Here is a 20,462-nt window from a genome sequence, read left to right on the forward strand (position 1 = left end):
CTGGCGTGACAAACACCAGCGGTCTCACCGCAGTCCTCTTCGATTTCTCCGGCACCCTGTTCCGGCTCGAGGAAGACGACAGCTGGTTCGACGGCATCACCGTCGACGAGAAGTCGGTCGACGGTCACGTGCAGGCCGAGTTGATGCGCCGGGTGACCGCCCCCACCGGCAGCTCTGTGCCGATGTCGGAAGAACAGCAGCACAATTGGGCCAACCGCGATCTGGAACCGCACCTGCACCGCGAGGCGTATCTGCACGTGCTGCGCGAGTCGGGGCTCACCGGCGCGGATGCCGCCGCGCTGTACCCCAAACTGGTCGACCCGGCGTCCTGGACGCCGTATCCGGACACGGTCGCCACCCTGAACGGGCTGCGCGCCGCCGGGATCAAGACGGCGGTGGTGTCCAACATCGCCTTCGACCTGCGGCCCGCACTCGCCGCCGCCGGTACCTCGGCCGACGAGTACGTGCTGTCCTTCGAGGTGGGTGCGGTCAAGCCGGACCCGGCCATCTTCGAGACCGCGCTGACGCGCCTGGGTGTCGAGCCCGCTGCCGCGCTGATGGTCGGGGACAGCGAGGAGGCCGACGGCGGGGCCCGCGCCGTGGGTTGTGCCTTCGCGCTGGTCGATCCGCTGCCCACCGCGCAGCGCCCCGACGGTCTGATCACGGCCGTGCGGGCGTACGGCCTGGAGGTCTAGACAGCCATCCAGGTGTGGGTCTCGCTGCGGGACACCACCACACCGTCGTGGATGACGATGCGATCGGCGGGCGCGTTGGCGATCACGTCGGTCACGCCGGTGCCGCGCACCGCCAGCAGTTCGGCGCGGGCACCGACGCGCGGGCCCGCCGTCGGGAGCCCGAGGACCGCCCGCGCCTCATCGGTGACCAGCGAGAGGGCGACGTCCGGATCGACGTGGCCGGCGACGACGGCCAACATCGCCGTCTCCAGTGCATCGCTGCGGCCGAGCGGGTTGAAGGGGTCGCGGACGTTGTCGGCGCCGGCCGCCACCGGTACGCCGGCGGCGCGCAGGCGCGCCATCGGGGCGATCCCGCGCGGTGTCGCGGTCTCGATATCGCGGCCATGGATCGACAGGTTGGTCAGCGGGTTCGCCACCACCCCCAGGCGCGCCGAAACAATATGCGGCAGAAGATCATCGAGTTCTGCCGGTGTCATCATCGACAGCCGGGTGCAGTGGCTGGCGGTGCGGTTGCGATCGGCAGGCCAGTCCCGTACCCGCGCGGCGTAGCCCGGCAGGGTGTGGTGGTCACCGAGCAGGAATTCGTCGGTGTGCAGATCCGCGCCGACACCGCGGTCCTCGGCGACACCGAGCAGACGATCCAGCTCGGCCAGCGGTTCCGGCGCGCTGTGCGGGGAGCCTCCCACCAGGTCGGCGCCGGCATCCAGGGCGCCGTGCAGCAATTCGACGTCCGAGTAGGCCTTGATCAGGGCGACGATCTGGATGTCCATCACACCGCGCAGTTCGCGGCGCACCGCATCGACGGCGCGGATGCCGCGCAACGGGTCGTCGCCGTAGAGCACGTCGACATGGGTGCGAACGGCCGTGGTCCCGTTACGCAGCAACGTCAACGCCGCGGTTCGGGCGCGCGTGCGGAACGACGCCTCGTCGAACCGCAGCGAACCCTCCTTCCAGGTCGCGATGGCATGGTGCAGATCGCCGGGCTCCGGGCGCAGCTCGTCCCAGGACAGCGCCTTGTCCAGGTGGGCGTGCGGCTCGGCGGGCGCGGTCAGCAGCACGAAACCGGCGAGATCCAGCACGCCGGGATCATCACCCGGACCGGTCCCGCAGGCCGGACGCACGGCGGTGATGACGGTATGCCCGGCCTCGCGTCCCAGGCTCACATCGACCGTCGAACCGTCCGCCAGCGTCGCGTTGGCCAGTGTCGAAAGCTGTTGTCCGGGCGAGATTGTTGTCATCCTCGGCGCGTCCGCACGTAGAGTCCGGACACGTGGGCGCACGCCGCGGCGCGGGCCCCCTCTGCGTCGCCGGCCTCGATGGCCGCCACGATGCGCTCATGCTCACCCACCGCCAGCCTGCGGTTCAGCTCCGCGGTCCACATATCGGACCGGTAGAGGTGGGACTGGCCGTCGAGGCGTGCCAGCGCATCGCTGAGCGGACGGTTGCGCGCGGTGTCCCGGATGAGGGTGTGGAACTCGAGGTCGAGCTTCGCGTCGCGGAACCGGTCCGGTGCCTCGTCGAGCATCTCGCGCTGCACCTGGACCATCTTGCGCAGCTGTTCGACGGTGCCCCGGCTGGCGTTGAGAGTGGCGTTCTGGGCGGCCAATCCGTCGAGCACCTCTCGAACGTCGAAGACGGACTTGACCGTCTCCTCGTCCAGCAGGGTCACCCGGGCGCCGGCATTGCGAGTGTGGGTGGCCAGCCCCTCATAGATCAGTTGTTGCACGGCCTCGCGCACCGGCGTGCGGCTGACGTTGAGGCGGGCCGCCAGCGCCGGCACACTCAGCGGGCTGCCGGGCTGCAACTCGCCGCTGAAGATCAGCTCCTGCAACGCACTGTGCACCGACTCGGTGAGCAACGCACCCTCCGAACTGGTCATCGTGGTGCCCTCCTACTCGGCCGCGGCGGACACCCGGGCGGCTTCCCGCAACGCTATCGGTGGTGGGGCACCGGTACGCAGACCGGCAACCTTCATCGCGATGTTCTCCGCGACGGTGATCGGGCTGTACCCGGTCTCACCGTCTGCCACGGTGCCCGGCAGCGGGGCCAGCACCGCATCGTGGTTGCCGTCGAAGAAGAAGGCCGCCGATCGTCTGCGCTGAATCCGGCCGTCAACCACCGGCGGGTCGACCCGGTGCACGGTGGACAGCCAACGGTCGTTGGTCCACCGGGCCATGGCGTCGCCGAGGTTGATCAGCAGCGCGCCGTCGGCGGGTTGCACATCGTGCCAGGTTCCGGTGCGGTCCAACACCTGCAGGCCGGGCACCTGATCGGCCCACAGGATGGTCAGGATGCCGAAATCGGTGTGCGCGCCCATGCCCTGGAGATCACCGGAAAAGCGGTCATCGCCCTCGGGGAGCGCAAAGTTGTTCATCTTCAGCACCTCGATGGAATGGTCGATCATCGAGTCGAAGTAGCGGTGCGGCAGGGCCAGCGCGTCGGTGACGGTGACCATCAGTGTCCGGGCCAGCGCCTGCACCTGACCGAAATAGTGCTGGACCCGGGGCTGGAACCCCGGGGCGGTGTCGGGCCAGTTGTTCGGCGCGTAGCTGGTCTCGGGCAGATCCAACCCGGGAAAGGAGGTGACCTCGGTGCCGATGGTGAACGCCTCGTAGTAGTCGTTCATCTGGTTCGCCGAGATGCCCAGGCTCATGCTCAGCGATTCGCTCTTGGGCGGCGAGTAGCCGCGATTGGTCGACGGGTCGCGCCGGTAGGCCTGCTTGACCGACAGCGGCAGCCCGAAGAATTCGTCGAGCGCCGCGGTCAGACCCAAGACGGCGTCGAGATCGATCCCGTGACCGACGATCTGGATGAAGCCGACCTCGCGGCACGCGGTGTCGAAGGCGGCGGCCACGGCCGCGCATTCGGGATCGGATGCGGCGTCACCACCCGCCACGTACGGGCTGACGTCCAGGACGGGAACGACGAAACGGCTCACAGCTGACTCCCTGACTCGTGCCAACGTCCCACGGCCATCCGCGAGATCACGCCCATCACGGCGAACACCAGCACGCCGAAGACCGATGCCAGCACGATCGCGGCGACGAGGTCCTCCGACTGCAGCCGCGCCCGGTACACGTCGAGCAGGGTGCCGATGCCGGGCTGGCCCTTGGCGAAGAACATGTCACCGATGATCGCGCCGACCACCACCAGGCCGGCTCCGGTGCGCATGCCGGTCATGATGGCCGGAAGCGCGGCCCGCAGTTCGAGTTTGACCATCCGGTCCCAGCGGGAGGCGCCCGACACGGTGAACAACTCGTGCATGCCGCGGTCCACCGACCGGATGCCGAAATGTGTGTTGGTGATGATGGGGAACACCGCGATCAGCATGCACACCAGGGTGCGGGCGGCCATGCCGTAGCCCATCCACAGCCCGATCAAGGGCACGATGGCCAGGATCGGGATGACCTGGATGACGACCGCGTACGGGTAGATGACCTTTTCCAGCCATGTCGCCTGGCACATCAGCACTCCCGTGCCGACGCCGACGACCGCTGCCACCGCGAAGCCGATGAGCGTGACCTCCGCGGTGACCGCCAACGCATCCAACATCGGCTTCAGCCGCGTCCAGTCCAGCAGCGAGTTGCGGAAGACGTCGATCGGCGGCGGCAGCAGGAACCGGCGGTGAGGTTCGAGGACCAGGTAGCTGACCGCCGACCACAACGCCAGACCGAATCCCAACGACAGCAGCGGATAAAGGACTGCGCCGCTGACCTTTCGGCCGCGCCTGCCCTTGGCCACCGCCGGCGTGGAGTCACCGGCCGCCGCCCTGCGGGTCAACAGCCGGCCCGGCGCGTCCAGCGCGGTCCCGAGAACGGTCATGACACCCTCCCGTGCAGCAGCGCCGAGATCTCGGCGACGTGGTCGATGAACCGCGATTCGAAACGCAGCTCCGGAGAGCGCGGATAGTCGAACCCCACGTCGACGATTCCCGCGATGCAACCCGGCCGCGGTGTCATCACCACGACACGGTCGGCCAGATACACCGCCTCCGAAACCGAGTGCGTGACGAACATCGCGGTGAAACCCCGCTCGGTGTAGAGACGTTGGAGTTCGACCTGCATCTCCAGACGCGTCATCTCGTCCAGCGCTCCGAACGGCTCGTCGAGCAGCAGCACGTCTGGCGAGAGCGTCAGCGCACGCGCCATCGACACCCGCATCTTCATACCGCCGGACAGCGACTTGGGCAACTGATCGGCGAAGGCCTCCAATCCGACCGCCGAGATGGATTCCGCTGCACGCTTTTTCGCCTCGGACCGGCCTGCCTTGCTGAGTTCCGCACACAGCTCGACGTTCGCCCGGACGCTGCGCCACGGCAACAGGGTGGGCTCCTGGAAGATGAAACCCACCGACGAGGTGGCCAGCCGCACCGATCCCGAGGTGGGCGCCTCCAGATGCGCCGCCATCCGCAGCAGCGTCGACTTGCCACACCCGGACGGACCGACCACGGCGACGAACTCGCCGGGCCGGATGGACAGGTCGATACCGTCGAGTGCCACGGTGCCGGTGTCGAATCGTTTGGTGATGCCGCTGAACTCGATCTGCGCGGCGGCGAGGGCGACCCCGCCGGGCGGGTGGGTCCGGTCCGGTTCCACGAAAACTCCCGAAGATTGGTGTTACATGCAGCAAGACTGCTGATCACATATTCTCAGCGTCGATTACATGTATTACGTCGGTGTTTCTGAGCGTAAAGCGCAGGTAAGAACTCGCACCTAAAACCCTGGAAAGCAGGGCCGATCCGGGGCCGGACGGATTCGTTTACACGGCCGCAATAGAGATCGTGATTGCATGTAATTGCCTGCGCTCCAGCGATGTAGCGCAACCGCTCCTTCCCGTCACGCTACCGACGAAGTCACCGAGGAACCCATGAACCGATCAGCTTTGTGGCGTGCGGCCGCCGCCGGCGCCGTCGCCTCCTTCACCTTCACCGCCTGTTCGTCGGCCTCCGAGTCACCCGGTGACACTGCGGCCTCCGAGGCGGCGGCGTCCCTGGCACCGGCCCCCGAAGCACAGCAGCTCGCCGACGTCTGCCCCGCCGATGTCGGCATCCAGCTGCAGTGGCAACCGCAGTCGGATATGGGTGCGGTCTTCGGCATGCTCGGCCCCGGGTATCAGGTCGACACCGAGGACAAGTCCGTCACCGGGCCGCTGGTGGCCGGCGGCCTGGACACCGGAGTCGACATCACCCTGAAATCCGGCGGGCCGGCCATCGGCTTCCAGTCGGTGCCCTCACAGCTGTATCTGGACGACTCGCTGATCCTGGGCATCGTGCACGGCGACATGCTGGTCGCGGCCGCCGCCGAGCAACCAGTCACCGGGGTCACCCCGCTGCTGAAGTACAGCCCGGCGATCCTGATGTGGGATCCGGCCACCCACCCCGACTTCAAGACCGTCGCCGACGTCGGCAAGACCGATGCCACCGTGGTGACCTCTGAAGGCCAGATCTACCCGGACTGGCTGGTCGCCAAGGGCATGCTCAAGCAGTCGCAGATCGATCCCAGCTATGACGGGTCGCCCGCGCGGTTCGTCGGCGATCCCGCCATCGTGCAGCAGGGGTTCGCCAACTCCGAGCCCTACGTCTACGAGCACGACACCCCCGCGTGGAACAAGCCGGTGGGCTACGGGCTGGTCAAGGACGTCGGCTATGACATCTACGCGTCGAACATGTCGGTGCGCGCCGACCGGGTCGACGAACTCGCGCCGTGTCTGGAGAAGCTGGTGCCCATCATCCAGCAGTCCGGCGTCGACTACGCCGCCGCGCCCGAGGCGGTGAACTCCGTCATCGTCGACATCATCTCGCAGGACAGCACCTACTCCCCCTACACCGACGGCGAGGCCGCATTCGGGGCGCAGACCCTGGTGGACAACGGCCTGCTGGCCGCCGAGGACGACGGGTCGTTCGGCGTGTACGACACCACCCGAACCGCACGCAACGTCGAGGATCTGCGGGGCGTGCTCGCCACCACCGGCAATGTGGTGCCCGCCGAGATGACCGCCGACGAGCTGTTCACCAACCGGTTCAGCGATCCCTCGATCGCGATGAACTGACGCAGACAAGGAGACCCGACATGGTCGAGATGACCGAACTGCAGCGCGAACGTGCGATGGGCGCGCTGGGCACCGAGAGCGACCGGGAGGTCAGGCGGATCTCGCTGGCCGACCTGCCCACCCGTCGCGACCAGATCGCCGACGAATTATGGAGTGCAGCAACTGATATCGGCTTCTTCCAGGTGGTCGACCACGGTATCGACCTGGCGGACGTGCGCGCCGCGTTCGCGATGTCCGAACGCTTCTTTGCGCTGCCTGACGAGGTCAAGGCCCGCTGGCCCAAGCGGTACAACTCCGGTTGGGAGCAGCTGACCCAGATCCGGCCGTCGGTCGGGGTGCCCGATCAGAAGGAGTCCTATCAGGTCACCCTGTCGAACATGGACGGATTGTGGCCCAGCGAACAGGAACTCGGGCAGTTCTCCACGACGATCCGCGATTTCGAGCACAAGTGCTGGGCGCTGGCCATGGAACTGCTGTCGCTGTTCGCCGGCAAGCTCGGGTTCGATCGGGAGTTCTTCACCCGGGCGCACGACCCGTCGTCACCGACCTACCAGAGCACGCTGCGCCTGCTGCATTATTTCGCACTACCGGCCGATGCCGACCTCACCGGGGTGTGGCGTGCCGGCGCACACACCGATTTCGACTGTCTGACACTGCTTTTCCAGCGTGACGGTCAGGGCGGTCTGCAGGTCTGCCCGGGCAAGGAGCGCGAGGCCCAGGAGTGGACGTCGGTGCATCCGTCGGAGGAGGCCATCACCTGCAACATCGGTGACATGCTGATGCGCTGGAGTGACGATCTGCTGCCGTCGAACTTCCACCGGGTCCGCAGCCCCGGTCCGGCAGATCACCGCGGCGCGCGCTACAGCATCGCCTTCTTCGCCCAGGCCAACCGTGAGGTGATGATCGCCGGACCCAACGGGAAGTACCCGCCCATCAGTGCGAAAGATTATCTGCAGCAACGGATCAGCGCGAACTTCGCGCGGTAGCCTACCCTGGGGGCATGGCTGAGCAGCGGGTACGGCCACCATGGTGGCTGAAGTACGTCAACAAGGTGTTCATCGGGCTGTCCAAGCTCGGCATCGGCGGCACCAAGGGCCCACTGGTGTTGACGGTGGTGGGCCGCAAGACCGGCAAACCGCGTTCCACACCGGTCACCCCGATGACGGTCGACGGTGCCCGCTACGTGGTCGGTGGCCTACCCGGTGCCGACTGGGTGGCCAACGCCCGCGCGGCGGGGACGGCCACTCTGCATCAGGGCCGGCGTACCCAGCAGGTGCGGATGACCGAGATTTCCGCCGAGCAGGCTCGCCCACTGCTGCGCCAGTTCCCCACTCTGGTGCCGACCGGCGTCGGCTTCATCCGCAACGCGGGGCTGGTCGACAAGGGCACCCCCGACGAGTTCGAGGCGCTGGCCGGCCGACTGCCGGTGTTCCGGTTCGACGAGATCTGAGACCTATTGGTCCGTACCCGGTTTTGGCTGGCTACTTGTTGGAGAAGTTGTGCGCGTTGACCTTTGACCGGGATCGATCCGTGGCGGCGGGTCCGGCGGCGTGTTCTGCCGCCGGACCCGCTGTGCGGGCGGTTTCTCTGTGGAGTTGTCAAGGTGCCGTGCGGTTTTGGTTATGCGGCGGTAGGCAGGTCGGTCATGGTGCGTCGGGCATGCGATCGCAGGTGTGCCGGTTCGGGCCCGGCCGGGTCATGCGGTGGGATGAACCAGGGGTGGCGGTCAGCGCCGAGGTAGACCTGCCAGCCACCGTGATGGATCGCGGTGTGGTGCAGTCGGCACAGCAGCACACCGTTGTCGATGCTGGTGGTGCCGCCGCTGGCCCAGGGTTGGATGTGGTGGGCATCGCACCAGGAGACGGGTCGTCCGCAGCCGGGGTGCGCGCACCCACCATCGCGCACCGCCAACCCTTTACGGATCAAGGGCGTAAACAACCTTTCACTGCGTCCGACGTCCAGGGGTGCACCCGCGCCATCGACAGTCACCGTCGTGAGGGTGCTGTCGCAGGTGATGAGGTCTGCGGTGCCTGCGGTGATGAGGCCGGTGAATCCGAGGGTGTCGACGAACCCTGTTGCGGCGGGCCGGACCAGGGTGACGTGCGGGAGCACACCACCGCTCATCGGGCGCTGCGAGCTCGACAGATAGGTCCGCATGATCTGTCCGAAGGCATCCGCGCGGCGGCGCCCGACCGGGCGTGGGTCCGGGGATCCGTCCGGCAGCGGTATCGGCCGGCATAACGGGTCCAGTGCGGCCAACAGTTCTTCCGCCGTGAGTGCGTCGAGGTCCAGGCTGGCGGCGACCCGCCCGTCCTCGGTCTGCACCACGGTCATGTCGTTGAGGTCGGCGTTCTCGGCGACCGGTACCGACTGGTCGTCTTCGGATTGAGCGCAGGCTCTATCGATGGCGATCTCACGGGCCTTCTCGGCCACCTGCGATGGCGTGGTCTGAATCATCAACGTGGTAACCACCGTCGCCCGCTCCTCCTCGGACAGGGCGACTCTGGCGCTGATGTGGGCTATTCCTTTACCGATGGCGTCGGCGAACTCGATACCGATCCCACCGAGGCGCTGGGCCCGGGTCAACGCCGGCAGCATGTGCGCCGCCCGACCCACCCGCGCCGCGCGGTACGCGGCACCGGGGGTCATGCCGCAACTGATGAGCAGGTCGCTGCCTGAGCTCAGGTGCCGCCGTGCCGGGATCCCGGCCCGTTCGGCGGCCGCAACCGCCTGGGCGATCACATGGTCGAGCAGGTTGCGGGCCACCACCGCAGCGGCCATCACCGCCAGCAGAGGCTGTTCATCGAGGACCCGGCGCGGGCAGTCCAGCAGATGAAACAGAGTGCGCTCCTCATCGCGCGCAGGCACCGGGGCGAGGTCATCGATCAGCGCATCAATGAAGGTGTCGAGATCAGTGGCGTCCATGTGGATACCGGCTTTCACAGAAGGTGCCCAAAGGGCACGATCAGGCAATACGGTCCGGGGCCCCAAAGGGACCATCGAACCTCGCGGCGACCGGAGTCGCGGTCTGTGCTCACCGGGTGATGATGGGAGCAACGTCGCATTCGAACTTGTGTTCGATACTACGCCGAATCATGGCCCCACGCAAGCACTAACATCAAGAAATCGGCGACAGATCGGATGGCTTGGTGGCCGACCTTCTACCTCACGGAGTGAGTCGTGATTGTCGGTGAACCCATCGATCCCGGCTTCCGTCTGGCCATCTCGCAGTGGCCTGGTGACGCGCCCCGCGAAGCGGTCTCGACGTTCCGTGCCGAGCGCGGCATCTCCCGGAAATCGTTCTAGTGCGGGCGGTGGCAGTGCGTCGCGCTAGGCGACATCCGGACTCGATCATGGGCCGATCAGTGTGCGCGAACGGATGCGCGCGACGGGCCTAAAACAGCACAGCCGACCACTAACCGGTGCTGGACAGATCCATCTCGGGCAGGCAGATGCGGGCGAGTTCGTCCAACGGGATCCCCAGCACGGCGGCCAGCGCCGCGACGGTCGTAAAGGCCGGTGTGGCCAGGCGTCCGGTTTCGATCTTGCGCAACGTCTCCGGCGAGATCGATGCGGCGTGCGCAACCTCGGCGGGTTTGCGGTCGCCCCGGCTTTCGCGCAGGAACGCGCCCAGGCGTTGACCGGCGGCACGTTGTTGCGGCGTCAGGGGTGAGCGGACCATGCGACGAGAATACGCCACCCTGGTATGAAAATACCGAGAGCTCCGCTAGGCTGGTATTTCTATACCGCTCGTTGGACAGGAATGTGGATGCTGGAACTCAAGACGCCCCACGAAATCGCGGCGATGCACACCACGGGTGCCTTCATCGCCGACCTGCTGGAGGATCTGCACTCGCGTGCTGCGGTGGGGGTCAACCTGCTCGATCTCGAATACCGGGCCCGCCAGTTGATCGAAGACCGGGGCGCGGTGTCCTGCTACTGGGATTACGCGCCGTCCTTCGGACGTGGACCGTTCCGCAACGTCATCTGCCTGTCGGTCAACGACGCTGTGCTGCACGGACTTCCACACGACTACGCGCTCCGCGACGGTGACCTGTTGAGCATGGACATCGCCGTCTCGATCGACGGCTGGGTGGCCGATTCGGCGCGCAGCCTGATCGTCGGCACCCCACGGCCCGAGGACCAGCGAATCATCGAGGCGACCGAACGGGCCCTCGATGCCGCCATCGCCGCCGCGCTCCCGGGTGGACGGCTGGGCGACATCTCCGCGGCCATCGGTGCCGTCGCCGACGCATACGGCTACCCAGTCAACGTCGAGTTCGGCGGGCACGGCCTGGGCCGCACCATGCATGAAGATCCGCACGTCTCCAACCGGGGGCGTGCCGGACGCGGGCTGGTGCTGCGACCCGGGCTGACGCTCGCGCTGGAGCCCTGGTTCGCCCGGAGCACCAACAAAATCGTCTATGACCGGGACGGATGGACCATCCGATCGGCCGACGGGTCACGCACCGCCCACTCCGAACACACCATCGCCGTCACCGACGGGTCACCCCTCGTGCTGACCCGTCGGGCGGCCTGACCCCGCTACAGGTGCGGGGCCTCCTTGATGGTCGAGTCCGGGGTCCCGGCCGTCTGACACCAGGTCTGCACGGCCAGTCGGGTCCCGGTGACCTCCAACTGCGCTGCGTCGGTGCCCTTTTCGTCCTTGAGCATCTTGGCAACCGCTTCGTTCTGCGTCTTCTCGTCCTGGCCGATGAAGTCCTCACACTTGGTGTCACCACCGGTGACCGCCGGCGAGCATCCGACCAGGGCGGCACTCACAGCCATCCCCGCCATCAATAGACCTGCCGAACGCTTCACTGTGCTCTCCAACCTCGTGCGTCCCATACGCATCGTCGCACCGTTTGTACCCGATGCCCGACCCGTCGAAACCTGCCGGTGGTCGCCGTCGCGCTCGCGCCTAAAGTCACATGCGTGACCACTGCGAACCCCTTCGATCCGTCCCGCTGGCAGCCCGTCGACGGCTTCGAGCTGACCGACATCACCTACCACCGGCACATCGTCGACGGAGTGCGCCAGCCCACCGTGCGGATCGCCTTCGACCGCCCCGACGTGCGCAACGCGTTCCGCCCGCACACCGTCGACGAGCTCTACCGGGTGCTCGACCACGCCCGGATGTCCCCCGATGTCGGCGTCATCCTGCTGACCGGCAACGGCCCGTCCGCCAAGGACGGCGGCTGGGCGTTCTGCTCCGGCGGTGACCAGCGCATCCGCGGCCGCAGCGGCTACCAGTACGCCGAGGGCGAGACCGCCGAAACCGTGGACCCGGCCCGGGCAGGCAGGCTGCACATCCTGGAGGTACAGCGCCTCATCCGGTTCATGCCCAAGGTGGTCATCTGCCTGGTCAACGGCTGGGCGGCCGGCGGCGGGCACAGTCTGCACGTCACCTGCGACCTCACCCTGGCCAGCCGTGAGCACGCCCGGTTCAAGCAGACCGATGCCGATGTCGGCAGCTTCGACGGCGGGTTCGGCAGCGCCTACCTGGCCCGCCAATCCGGCCAGAAGTTCGCCCGCGAGATCTTCTTCCTGGGCCGGGCCTACGACGCGCAGACCATGTATCAGATGGGGGCGGTGAACGCCGTCGTCGACCACGCCGACCTGGAGACCGAGGGTCTGCAATGGGCCGCCGAGATCAACGGCAAGTCCCCGCAGGCCATCCGGATGCTCAAGTTCGGCTTCAACCTGATCGACGACGGGCTGGTGGGCCAGCAGGTGTTCGCCGGTGAGGCGACGCGGCTGGCCTATATGACCGATGAGGCCGTGGAGGGACGGGACGCGTTCCTGGAGAAGCGGGACCCGGACTGGAGCGGGTTCCCCCGCTACTTCTGACCCGTGATTCGGCGCGGATGCGTATGGTCAGCGGACGAAAACGCGCCCGACTCTAGGATCGAGCGGTGAGTAAGAACCCTTTGCGCCGGCTGTCCGACGCCGTGCTGCTGACCAGCATGCGGCCCCCGCTGACCGAATACCTGGGCCGCGGCCCCGAGGTCGAGTTGCGCGGTAAGCGCGTCCTGATCACCGGGGCGTCCTCCGGTATCGGTGAAGCCTCGGCGGTGAAGCTGGCCAAGCTGGGCGCCAGCGTCATCGTGGTGGCGCGGCGCGAGGATCTGCTCGGCGCGGTGGCCGACCGGATCCGCGCAGCGGGCGGTATCGCCGAGGCGATCACCGCCGACCTGTCCGACCTCGACGCCGTCGACGCGTTGGCCGCCCGGGTCATGGAAAGCCATGGCGGTGTGGACATCCTGGTCAACAACGCCGGCCGCTCGATCCGGCGGCCGCTGATCGACTCGCTGGAACGCTGGCACGACATCGAACGCACCATGGCGCTGAACTATTACGCCCCGCTGCGTCTGATGCGCGCCCTGGTGCCGGGCATGATCGCGCGCGGCGACGGGCACGTCATCAACGTGTCCACCTGGGGCGTGATGAACGAATCCTCGCCCCTGTTCGGTGCGTATCAGGCGTCCAAGGCCGCCCTGACCGCGGCGAGCCGGGTGGCCGAGACCGAATGGTCGGGCAAGGGTGTGCATTCCACCACGCTGTACTACCCGCTGGTGAAGACGCCGATGATCGAGCCGACCAAGGAGTTCGTGGCGATGCCGGGCCTGTCCGCCGAGGAGGCCGCCGACTGGATGGTGACCGCGGCCCGCACCCGCCCGGTGCGTATCGCGCCGCGGATGGCGGTCACCGCCAAGGCGCTGGACAGTGTGGCGCCCGGGCTGCTGGGCGTGATCATGAAGCGCGGCGTCGTGGAGCCCTCGTAAATTTCACCCGGCACATACCATCAGCACTCATGCTGACCCTGGACTGGATCCGGCAGCGAGACCCCGAGTACGACGCGCTGCGCCGCGCCGTCCGGGCGGCCATCGTCCTCCCCATCGCGGCGGCGGTCAGCTTCCTGCTCGCCGGCGGCACCCAGGCGCCGATGTTCGCCATCTTCGGTTCGGTGGCGCTGCTGATCATCGCCGACTTCCCCGGCAACCGGTCCGCCCGGGCCCTGGCCTACGCCGGGCTCGGGTTCAACGGCGCGGTGCTGATCAGCATCGGCACCCTGGTGGCGCCCTACCCGTGGCTCAGCGTCGGGTCGATGTTCATCCTCGGTGTCACGGTGATTTTCTCCGGGGTGCTCAGCGAGACCGTCGCCGCCGGGCAGCGCGCCACCCTGCTGACCTTCGTGCTGCCCGCCTGCACGCCGCCCGGCCCCATCGACGAACGGCTGACCGGATGGCTGATCGCGCTGGCCGTGTGCGTGCCGGCGGCGCTGTTCCTGCTTCCACCACGGCATCACGACGACCTGCGCCGGCACGCGGCAAGCGTGTGCCGCGCGCTCACGGACTGCCTGGAGGGTGTCGCGTCGACCAAGGACGTCACCCGGGCCATGAACGCGTTGTGGGCCAACTTCGTCAACGCCGATTTCCGTCCGGTCGCCCTGACCGCGGGCAGCCGGGCGTTGGTCCGCGTGGTCGACGATCTCGGCTGGCTGTCCGACCGGATCACCGACCGGACCGGCGCGGCCCTCGGCGATCTGCTGCCACCCATCGTCGCCGTGCTGCGCGATTGCGCGGCGGTGCTGTCCATCTCCGATCCACGGCTGCGCGCCACCCGCGGCGCCGAGCTCACCTCCGCGCTGACCGAACTGCGGGCGGTCGCCCAGGGCCGTTACCGGGAGGACATCGAGCAGATCCTCGCGGTGCCCGATGACGCGACCGCCGTCGAGGTCGGCCGGGTCCTGTTGGGGCGCCGCACCTTCTCGGCCACCGTGGGGGTCACCGGACGCATCATCCGCAACGCCGCGCTGGCCGATGCCCGGCCGGTCTGGGCGCGGGTACTGGGGCGTGGACTCCCGGAGACCGGTGCCGCGGACTGGGTGATGCCCGAGACCACGGCCGTCGCGGCCATCACCAAGGGTTTCCTGGACACCCGGGCGCTGGTGTTGCGCAACAGCCTGCGCACCGGGCTGGGCCTGGCGCTGGCCGTCGCGGTCACCCACGTGTTCCCGGTGGAGCACGGGTTCTGGGTCGTGCTCGGCGCGCTGTCGGTGCTGCGCAGCAGCGCGCTCACCACCGGGACACGGGTGCTGCGCGCGGTCGCCGGTACCGTACTCGGGTTCGCGCTGGGTGTCGCGGTGATCGAGCTGGTCGGCGTGGACCCGGTGGTGATGTGGCTGCTGCTGCCGATGGTCGCCTTCGGGTCGGCCTTCGTGCCCGAGGTGGCCTCGTTCATCGCCGGGCAGGCAGCGTTCACGATGATGGTGCTGATCATCTTCAACCTCATCCAGCCCTCGGGGTGGGCGGTGGGACTCATCCGCGTCGAAGACGTTGTGGTGGGAGCGCTGGTCGGTGTCGCGGTCTCGCTGTTGCTGTGGCCCCGCGGCGCATCAGCGCCGACATCGCTGGCGGTCGACAAGGCACGCGCGGCGGGCGCGGCGCTGCTCAAGGCGGCGGTGCGCCGTGTCATCCGCGGATCCTCCGAAGCCACCGACAACCAGGTGTTCTCGCTCAGCCGCAGCGCGCTGGAGGCCAGCCGGAGCCTCGATGATGCAGTGCGGCAGTATCTTTCGGAGAACGGTGGCCACAACGATGTGCGGGCGCCGATCGTGCGGGCGGCCAACCGGGCGGTGCGACTGCGGGCCGCGGCCGAGTTGGTGGCCGACGTGGTGCCCCCGCCGCTCGGGGTGTATCCGCGGGCACGCGAACTGCTGGAACAGCACGCCGAGGTGGTGTGCGCGGAAAAGGCAGCGTCGGGTCAGCCGATCAGCGACGACTTCGTGCTGGCGCTGCGCGCCGAGGCCGGGGCCGACGCGCTCGCGGTGTCCGCGGCGCTGCCGCTGCTCACCGTCGCGGCCCATCTCGGTGAACTCGAACTGCTGTACCCGGGTGGTTGATTCCAGCGAGCGTGCGCGGACTGTCCGAAGGCGGCGGCGTGTCGGCCCGCAGACTCGCACGCTCGCGGGAGATTGGGTCAGGGCCGGGTGATGGTGCGCGGCGGCAAGCCGAGCGAGCGCACGTGTTCGGCGATCGCGCCCAGGCTGGTGGTCCACACGTCGGTGTGCTCGACGACGTAGCGCATCAGGTCACCGAGTTCGGCAGCGCGGGAGGCCCGCCCGCTCAGGAACGGGTGATTGGTCAGCACCCAGCAGGCGCCCAGGGCGCGCAGCGCGTCGAACTCCAGCTGCCACAGTTCGCGTGCCTTGCGCGGGCTCTCGATCAATCCGCTGCCGGCGATATCGGGCAGATAGCAGTACTGCTCCCAGTCGTCGAGCGCCCACTGGATCGGGATCTCCACCAGAGACTGCGACCCCACGGCCAGCTCATACGGATGGTCGGCGTCCATCAGGCTGGAGTCGTAGAGAAAGCCGCGTTCGGCGAGCAATCCCGGTGTGCGCCACGACAGATCCCACATCGGTGCGCGGTAGCCCGCTGGTCGCACCCCGGCCACCTCGGCCAGTGCCTCCAGGCCACGGTCCAGCGCCTCGATCTCCCCGTCCAGGGTCAGCGCGGTGGGCTGCTCGTGCAGATAGCCGTGGTGGGCGATCTCGTGGCCGGCCGCCACGATGGAGCGCACCGCTTCCGGATAGCGGTGCGCGGTGTGTCCGGGCACGAAGAACGTGGCCGCAATCTGGTGGCGATCGAGCAGATCCAGGATCCGCGGGATGCCCACCAGCGGCCCGTAGGCCTGATGGCTCATCACGCTCATCCGGGCACCGGCGGCCTCATTGCCCCACAGCACCGCGGATTCGGCGTCCACGTCGAAGGTGAACGCGGCTGCCGCCAATTTACCTGCTGGCCAGTTGAATTCAGACATTGTCGGCCATCAGGGTGATCAGTTCATAGCCCAGGTTGGCCGCCGCGACCGCGGTCACCTCACCGCTGTCATAGGCCGGGGCGACCTCGACAACGTCGGCGCCGACGATGTGCAGACCACGCATGGCGCGCAGGATGGCCACCAGTTCCCGGCTGGTCATCCCGCCGATCTCCGGGGTGCCGGTGCCGGGGGCGAACGCCGGGTCCAGCACGTCGATGTCGACGGACACGTACACCGGATGCTCGCCCACCCGCTCCCGGATTCGCTGCACCACACCGTCCACGCCGATGCGGTCGATATCGCGGCAGTGCACCACCGTGAAGCCGAGGGACTCGTCGTCCAGCAGATCGGCCCGGTCATACAGGGATCCACGGATCCCGATGTGCGCCGAGCGATCCTTGACCAGCAGACCCTGCTCGGCGGCACGGCGGAACGGGGTGCCGTGGGTGCAGGGCGCGCCGAAATAGGTGTCCCAGGTGTCCAGGTGCGCGTCGAAATGCACCAGCGCCACCGGTCCGTGCACCCGATTGATCGCCTGCAGTGCGGGCAGCGCGATGGTGTGGTCACCGCCGAAGATCATCACCCGCTGCTCGGGCGTATTCAGCAGTCCGGCAATGCCTTCGCGTACCTGATCGACCGCGGCCTCGATATCGAACGGGTTGGCCGCGATGTCTCCGGCGTCGACCACCTGCGCCTGCGCGAAGGGGCTGACGTCAAGCGCCGGGTTGTACGGCTTGAGCAGCCGGGATACCTGGCGGATCGCGGCAGGCCCGAACCGGGCACCCGGCCGGTAGGTGACGCCGCTGTCGAAGGGCACCCCGACGACCGCGATGTCGTAGCGGTCGACCTCGTGGCGCTGCGGCAGCCGCGCGAAGGTGGCCAGGCCTGCGTAGCGGGGTACCTCCATCGCATTGATCTGGCCGACGTTTCCCGACGCCGATCGCACATACGGCTGGTTCGGCACCTGCTCATCTCCTGTCATGCTCTGGTCCTGGTGGATCCGCCGTTGCAGGAGATCACCTGTCCGACGATGGCGGCCACCCCGAAATCGGCCAGCAGTTCCATGGCGACGGCGATCTCGTCGGGCCGACCGATCCGGCCCAGCGGAATCGCCTCGGCGTAGCGGGCGTGTATGGCCTGCACACCGATTCCGGCGGCGTCGGCATCGACCTGCAGTTGCGGGGTGTCGGTGACCCCGGGCGCGACGGCGTTGACGATGATGCCTTCGGGTGCGAGTTCGCGGCCGAGTGCCTTGACCAACGCGATCAGCCCGGCCTTGGCGGCGCCGTAGGCGGTGGCCTCGGGCCAGCCGGTGACACCCCATTCACTGGCGATCACCACGATGCGGCCCTCGCCGCCCCGGCGCATGTGCGGTAGCACCGCCTGCACCAGGTGGAAGGTGCCGCCGAGGTTGGTGTCCACGATCCGCCACCAGTCCTGCTCATCGTGATCGAGCAGCGGCGCCATCGTCATGTAGGCGTGGTTGGCGACCAGCACATCGAGTCGACCGGTGGCCTCGGCCACCGCATCGGCGATGCGCTCGCACTCGGCCGGGTCGGCGACATCGCCGGAAACGGCCAGACCCCCGATCTCGGCGGCGAGCGCCTCCAGATCGGCCCCGCCCCGAATGTCGTTGACCGCCACCGTCGCCCCGGCCGCCGCCAGCCTGCGGGCGTGGGCGGCGCCCATCCCCCGTGCGGCACCGGTCACCAGTACCACTCTGCCGTCCAGCGCCGTCATATCACCGCTCCCGAGTTGACGTTGACGACGTCACCGACGCTGAATGTCGCGTCGCAGACCAGGTATTCGACGCAGCGCGCCACCTCGGTCGGGGCGGTCAGCCGCCGCAGCGGCAGCGTCGACAGGTATTCCTCGGCGCGCCACGGTGAATCGTCACTGAGCAGCGGCGTGTCGGTCGGTCCGGGTGCGACGGCGTTGACGCGCACGCCGGCACCGGCGACCTCGGCGGCCAGGCTGCGGACGAACCCGAGGATCGCGCCCTTGGCCGCGACGTAGTGGGCCTCCCGGTCCCCGCCACCGACGGCGAGTTCACTGGCCACCGCGACCACAGCTCCCGAACCCGCAGCCAGCATGTCGGGCAGGCACGCACGTGTCGCGTTGACCAACCCGCCCAGGTGCACCCGCAGCATCCGCCGCCAGGACTGCGCATCGATCTGATCGACCCGCGCCATCTCGTAGTAGCCCGCCGAGGTCACCAGGGCACTCACCGGGCCCAGCCGGTCGCGAATCTCGGAGATCGCGGCGGCGACGGCGGCGCTGTCGGAAACATCCACCGCCACAGCATGATCGGCATCGGCGCCGGGGGTGAGGTCCAGCGCGCCGATCCGGTAGCCGCGACGACGCAGAGTCAGCGCGCAGGCCGCGCCGATACCGCTGGCGGCGCCGGTGACGACCACTACCGGGCCGGTGTCACCCACGAGTTGCGTCCTCTTCCACGATGCCGTCCTCGATCACCGCGGCCTCGACGATACGGGAGCGCACCGTGGCCAGGATCGCGGTCCCGAGCACCAGCAGCACGGCGATGCCGATCCACACCGACCAGTCCAGGTAGCGCTGCTCGAAAGCCACTCGCGGCCAGGCGATGTTGAGGAACTGCAACACCGCCCACACCACGGCCACCACCGCGACCGGCAGGGTCGCCCGGCCCAGGGAGAAGTTGGCCGGCGTCCAGGCCCGCCGCACCAGCACCACCACGAATCCGATCAGCGGGAACAGGAAGGCCAGATAGAAGCCGCCCGCGGTGAAGTTGACCATCAGCGAATATATGTCGCCGGCAACGATGCTCAGCAGGAACAGTGCCGCGCCGACCACCGTGGTGACTCCGATGGCCACCACCGGGATCCGTGCCGGGCCGCGCAGCTGGGCCAGCGCGCCGGCGGCGGGCAGGGCGCCGTCGCGGGCGTAGGCCCAGATGACCCGGGAAGCCGAGGTCTGCAGCGCCAGGAAGCTGGCCAGGAAGCCGATCACGAACATCACCTCGACGGGCCGGGCAACGCCGTGACCCAGTGCGGTGGTGAGGGTTTCGTATACCGGGTCCGCGACGGCGCCCTGCGCGACCGCATCCAGATCCGGGATGGCCAGGATGATCGCCAGGCTGGAGTACGCCACCACGACGAAGATGAATGCGAGCGAGAACAGCACCGCCTTGGGCAGGTACCGGCGCGGTTCGTGCACCTCCTCGGCGATGGATCCCGCGCTCTCGAAGCCCACGAAGGACCAGCCGATGAAGGCGACCGCCAGCATGAAGGGCCCGGTCAGGTAGGCCAGGGTGTCGGTGTCGGCGCCGCCACCGCCGGTGAAGAGCACCGACAGCGAGTTCTGCCGGTGGAACAGCAGCAGCCACGTGCCCAGCACCACCGAACCGATGACCTCGGCGATGATGCTGCCGATCATGAAGATCTTCAGCGCCTGCCGCCCGGCCAGGTTGACCGCGGTGCCGGCCAGCAGGATCACCAGTGCGATGAGGGCCAGCGTCGTCCCGGATGGCTCTTCGATCCCGAAGATATTGGCGGCGAACCCGGCCGCACCGAGCGCGACCGTGGCCATCGCGATCACCAACGTCCACATGTACGCCCAGCCGGCGAACCAGCCGTAGGTGGTGCCCAGCAGGCGGCGCGACCACTGGTAGATGGAACCCTCCAGCGGCCAGCGTGACACCAGCATCGCGAAGACCAGCGCGACCAGGAACTGGCCGGCGAACACCAGCGTGAAACCCCACCAGAAGCTGGGGCCGGCCGCGGACAGGGCCAGGCCGAAGATGCCGTACAGCGCGACGATCGGTGAGATGAACGCGAAGGCGAACGCGAACGCCGACCAGAGGGAGAACTCGCGGCGCAGTACCTGTGGCTCGGTCATGGACGAACTATCACGCGC

Annotated in this window: 22 protein-coding genes; 9 read left to right on the forward strand and 13 right to left on the reverse strand. The window is 68.2% G+C overall.

Annotated elements, in window-relative coordinates; translation table 11 throughout:
* The first annotated feature begins 5 nt into the window (after positions 1-5).
* Positions 6-695 carry an HAD family hydrolase gene (locus EXE63_RS10285; protein WP_168141856.1) on the forward strand — a complete coding sequence of 230 codons (690 nt, stop codon included), beginning with the start codon at positions 6-8 and terminating at the stop codon, positions 693-695.
* Here EXE63_RS10285 and EXE63_RS10290 read toward each other — a convergent pair.
* Genes EXE63_RS10290 through EXE63_RS10310 form a run of 5 tightly spaced genes read right to left on the reverse strand, consistent with a single transcriptional unit; the run spans position 692 to position 5,236 of the window.
* Positions 692-1,933, reverse strand: coding sequence for an amidohydrolase family protein (locus EXE63_RS10290; RefSeq protein WP_168141857.1), 1,242 nt, complete (start codon positions 1,931-1,933; stop codon positions 692-694). The genes EXE63_RS10285 and EXE63_RS10290 overlap by 4 nt on opposite strands.
* Positions 1,930-2,574, reverse strand: coding sequence for a GntR family transcriptional regulator (locus EXE63_RS10295; protein WP_168141858.1), 645 nt, complete (start codon positions 2,572-2,574; stop codon positions 1,930-1,932). Before EXE63_RS10295 ends, EXE63_RS10290 begins: the two co-directional genes overlap by 4 nt.
* A 12-nt stretch (positions 2,575-2,586) precedes the next feature.
* Positions 2,587-3,633: an isopenicillin N synthase family dioxygenase gene (locus tag EXE63_RS10300; RefSeq protein ID WP_168141859.1), complete on the reverse strand. Its 1,047-nt coding sequence runs from the start codon at positions 3,631-3,633 to the stop codon at positions 2,587-2,589.
* Positions 3,630-4,517 carry an ABC transporter permease gene (locus EXE63_RS10305; RefSeq protein ID WP_168141860.1) on the reverse strand — a complete coding sequence of 296 codons (888 nt, stop codon included), beginning with the start codon at positions 4,515-4,517 and terminating at the stop codon, positions 3,630-3,632. Before EXE63_RS10305 ends, EXE63_RS10300 begins: the two co-directional genes overlap by 4 nt.
* Positions 4,514-5,236: an ABC transporter ATP-binding protein gene (locus tag EXE63_RS10310; RefSeq protein WP_234904564.1), complete on the reverse strand. Its 723-nt coding sequence runs from the start codon at positions 5,234-5,236 to the stop codon at positions 4,514-4,516. Before EXE63_RS10310 ends, EXE63_RS10305 begins: the two co-directional genes overlap by 4 nt.
* 325 nt (positions 5,237-5,561) lie before the next feature.
* Between EXE63_RS10310 and EXE63_RS10315 the strand changes: the two genes are divergently transcribed.
* The 3 genes from EXE63_RS10315 to EXE63_RS10325 are packed head-to-tail and all read left to right on the forward strand — an operon-like array spanning position 5,562 to position 8,193.
* Positions 5,562-6,743 (forward strand): nitrate ABC transporter substrate-binding protein, encoded by a 1,182-nt coding sequence (locus tag EXE63_RS10315; RefSeq protein WP_168141862.1) that lies wholly within the window; start codon positions 5,562-5,564, stop codon positions 6,741-6,743.
* Positions 6,744-6,763: 20 nt separating this feature from the next.
* Positions 6,764-7,729 (forward strand): isopenicillin N synthase family dioxygenase, encoded by a 966-nt coding sequence (locus tag EXE63_RS10320; RefSeq protein ID WP_168141863.1) that lies wholly within the window; start codon positions 6,764-6,766, stop codon positions 7,727-7,729.
* Between the two features lie 14 nt (positions 7,730-7,743).
* The gene (locus EXE63_RS10325) at positions 7,744-8,193 is read left to right on the forward strand and encodes a nitroreductase family deazaflavin-dependent oxidoreductase (protein WP_168141864.1); all 450 of its coding nucleotides are present in this window, start codon (positions 7,744-7,746) and stop codon (positions 8,191-8,193) included.
* Positions 8,194-8,363: 170 nt separating this feature from the next.
* Here the strand turns inward: EXE63_RS10325 and EXE63_RS10330 are convergent, their stop codons facing one another.
* Positions 8,364-9,668: an HNH endonuclease signature motif containing protein gene (locus EXE63_RS10330; RefSeq protein WP_168141865.1), complete on the reverse strand. Its 1,305-nt coding sequence runs from the start codon at positions 9,666-9,668 to the stop codon at positions 8,364-8,366.
* 255 nt (positions 9,669-9,923) lie between these two features.
* Here EXE63_RS10330 and EXE63_RS33265 point away from each other — a divergent pair, with 255 nt between their 5' ends.
* Complete coding sequence (locus EXE63_RS33265; RefSeq protein WP_264056517.1) at positions 9,924-10,049, forward strand: hypothetical protein; 126 nt, start codon at positions 9,924-9,926, stop codon at positions 10,047-10,049.
* Positions 10,050-10,158: 109 nt separating this feature from the next.
* Here the strand turns inward: EXE63_RS33265 and EXE63_RS10335 are convergent, their stop codons facing one another.
* Entirely contained in the window at positions 10,159-10,425 is a 267-nt protein-coding gene (locus tag EXE63_RS10335) for a helix-turn-helix domain-containing protein (protein WP_168141866.1), read from the reverse strand.
* Positions 10,426-10,512: 87 nt separating this feature from the next.
* On the opposite strand from EXE63_RS10335, the gene map reads away from it, so the two are divergent.
* Positions 10,513-11,283: a type I methionyl aminopeptidase gene (gene map, locus EXE63_RS10340; protein WP_168141867.1), complete on the forward strand. Its 771-nt coding sequence runs from the start codon at positions 10,513-10,515 to the stop codon at positions 11,281-11,283.
* Positions 11,284-11,288: 5 nt separating this feature from the next.
* On the opposite strand, the gene EXE63_RS10345 is transcribed toward map, so the two are convergent.
* Positions 11,289-11,564 carry a hypothetical protein gene (locus EXE63_RS10345; RefSeq protein WP_105362341.1) on the reverse strand — a complete coding sequence of 92 codons (276 nt, stop codon included), beginning with the start codon at positions 11,562-11,564 and terminating at the stop codon, positions 11,289-11,291.
* 114 nt (positions 11,565-11,678) lie between these two features.
* Between EXE63_RS10345 and EXE63_RS10350 the strand changes: the two genes are divergently transcribed.
* From EXE63_RS10350 to EXE63_RS10360, 3 genes are all read left to right on the forward strand, one after another.
* Positions 11,679-12,593, forward strand: coding sequence for a 1,4-dihydroxy-2-naphthoyl-CoA synthase (locus EXE63_RS10350; protein WP_168141868.1), 915 nt, complete (start codon positions 11,679-11,681; stop codon positions 12,591-12,593).
* A gap of 65 nt (positions 12,594-12,658) precedes the next feature.
* Entirely contained in the window at positions 12,659-13,528 is an 870-nt protein-coding gene (locus tag EXE63_RS10355) for an SDR family oxidoreductase (RefSeq protein WP_168141869.1), read from the forward strand.
* A gap of 29 nt (positions 13,529-13,557) precedes the next feature.
* Positions 13,558-15,648, forward strand: a complete 2,091-nt coding sequence (locus EXE63_RS10360; protein WP_168141870.1) for an FUSC family protein — start codon at positions 13,558-13,560, stop codon at positions 15,646-15,648.
* A gap of 77 nt (positions 15,649-15,725) precedes the next feature.
* On the opposite strand, the gene EXE63_RS10365 is transcribed toward EXE63_RS10360, so the two are convergent.
* Genes EXE63_RS10365 through EXE63_RS10385 form a run of 5 tightly spaced genes read right to left on the reverse strand, consistent with a single transcriptional unit; the run spans position 15,726 to position 20,444 of the window.
* A complete protein-coding gene (locus EXE63_RS10365) occupies positions 15,726-16,568 on the reverse strand; it encodes a polysaccharide deacetylase family protein (RefSeq protein WP_168141871.1) in 843 nt (280 codons plus the stop codon).
* The gene (speB, locus tag EXE63_RS10370) at positions 16,561-17,550 is read right to left on the reverse strand and encodes an agmatinase (RefSeq protein WP_210000424.1); all 990 of its coding nucleotides are present in this window, start codon (positions 17,548-17,550) and stop codon (positions 16,561-16,563) included. The genes EXE63_RS10365 and speB overlap by 8 nt, the downstream gene beginning before the upstream one ends.
* Positions 17,547-18,308, reverse strand: a complete 762-nt coding sequence (locus EXE63_RS10375; protein WP_168141872.1) for an SDR family NAD(P)-dependent oxidoreductase — start codon at positions 18,306-18,308, stop codon at positions 17,547-17,549. Before EXE63_RS10375 ends, speB begins: the two co-directional genes overlap by 4 nt.
* Positions 18,305-19,006 (reverse strand): SDR family NAD(P)-dependent oxidoreductase, encoded by a 702-nt coding sequence (locus EXE63_RS10380; RefSeq protein WP_168141873.1) that lies wholly within the window; start codon positions 19,004-19,006, stop codon positions 18,305-18,307. Before EXE63_RS10380 ends, EXE63_RS10375 begins: the two co-directional genes overlap by 4 nt.
* Positions 18,999-20,444 carry an APC family permease gene (locus EXE63_RS10385; protein ID WP_168141874.1) on the reverse strand — a complete coding sequence of 482 codons (1,446 nt, stop codon included), beginning with the start codon at positions 20,442-20,444 and terminating at the stop codon, positions 18,999-19,001. The genes EXE63_RS10380 and EXE63_RS10385 overlap by 8 nt, the downstream gene beginning before the upstream one ends.
* Positions 20,445-20,462 lie beyond the last annotated feature (18 nt).

This window comes from Mycolicibacterium frederiksbergense (genome assembly GCF_012223425.1).
Lineage (GTDB): Bacteria > Actinomycetota > Actinomycetes > Mycobacteriales > Mycobacteriaceae > Mycobacterium > Mycobacterium frederiksbergense.

Coding starts and splice junctions, on each gene's coding strand:
- EXE63_RS10290 (WP_168141857.1), bottom strand. CDS start 1,933: ATGACAACAATCTCGCCCGGACAACAGCTTTCGACACTGGCCAACGCG.
- EXE63_RS10295 (WP_168141858.1), bottom strand. CDS start 2,574: ATGACCAGTTCGGAGGGTGCGTTGCTCACCGAGTCGGTGCACAGTGCG.
- EXE63_RS10305 (WP_168141860.1), bottom strand. CDS start 4,517: ATGACCGTTCTCGGGACCGCGCTGGACGCGCCGGGCCGGCTGTTGACC.
- EXE63_RS10315 (WP_168141862.1), top strand. CDS start 5,562: ATGAACCGATCAGCTTTGTGGCGTGCGGCCGCCGCCGGCGCCGTCGCC.
- EXE63_RS10320 (WP_168141863.1), top strand. CDS start 6,764: ATGGTCGAGATGACCGAACTGCAGCGCGAACGTGCGATGGGCGCGCTG.
- EXE63_RS10325 (WP_168141864.1), top strand. CDS start 7,744: ATGGCTGAGCAGCGGGTACGGCCACCATGGTGGCTGAAGTACGTCAAC.
- EXE63_RS10330 (WP_168141865.1), bottom strand. CDS start 9,668: ATGGACGCCACTGATCTCGACACCTTCATTGATGCGCTGATCGATGAC.
- EXE63_RS10335 (WP_168141866.1), bottom strand. CDS start 10,425: ATGGTCCGCTCACCCCTGACGCCGCAACAACGTGCCGCCGGTCAACGC.
- map (WP_168141867.1), top strand. CDS start 10,513: ATGCTGGAACTCAAGACGCCCCACGAAATCGCGGCGATGCACACCACG.
- EXE63_RS10360 (WP_168141870.1), top strand. CDS start 13,558: ATGCTGACCCTGGACTGGATCCGGCAGCGAGACCCCGAGTACGACGCG.
- EXE63_RS10365 (WP_168141871.1), bottom strand. CDS start 16,568: ATGTCTGAATTCAACTGGCCAGCAGGTAAATTGGCGGCAGCCGCGTTC.
- speB (WP_210000424.1), bottom strand. CDS start 17,550: ATGACAGGAGATGAGCAGGTGCCGAACCAGCCGTATGTGCGATCGGCG.
- EXE63_RS10375 (WP_168141872.1), bottom strand. CDS start 18,308: ATGACGGCGCTGGACGGCAGAGTGGTACTGGTGACCGGTGCCGCACGG.
- EXE63_RS10385 (WP_168141874.1), bottom strand. CDS start 20,444: ATGACCGAGCCACAGGTACTGCGCCGCGAGTTCTCCCTCTGGTCGGCG.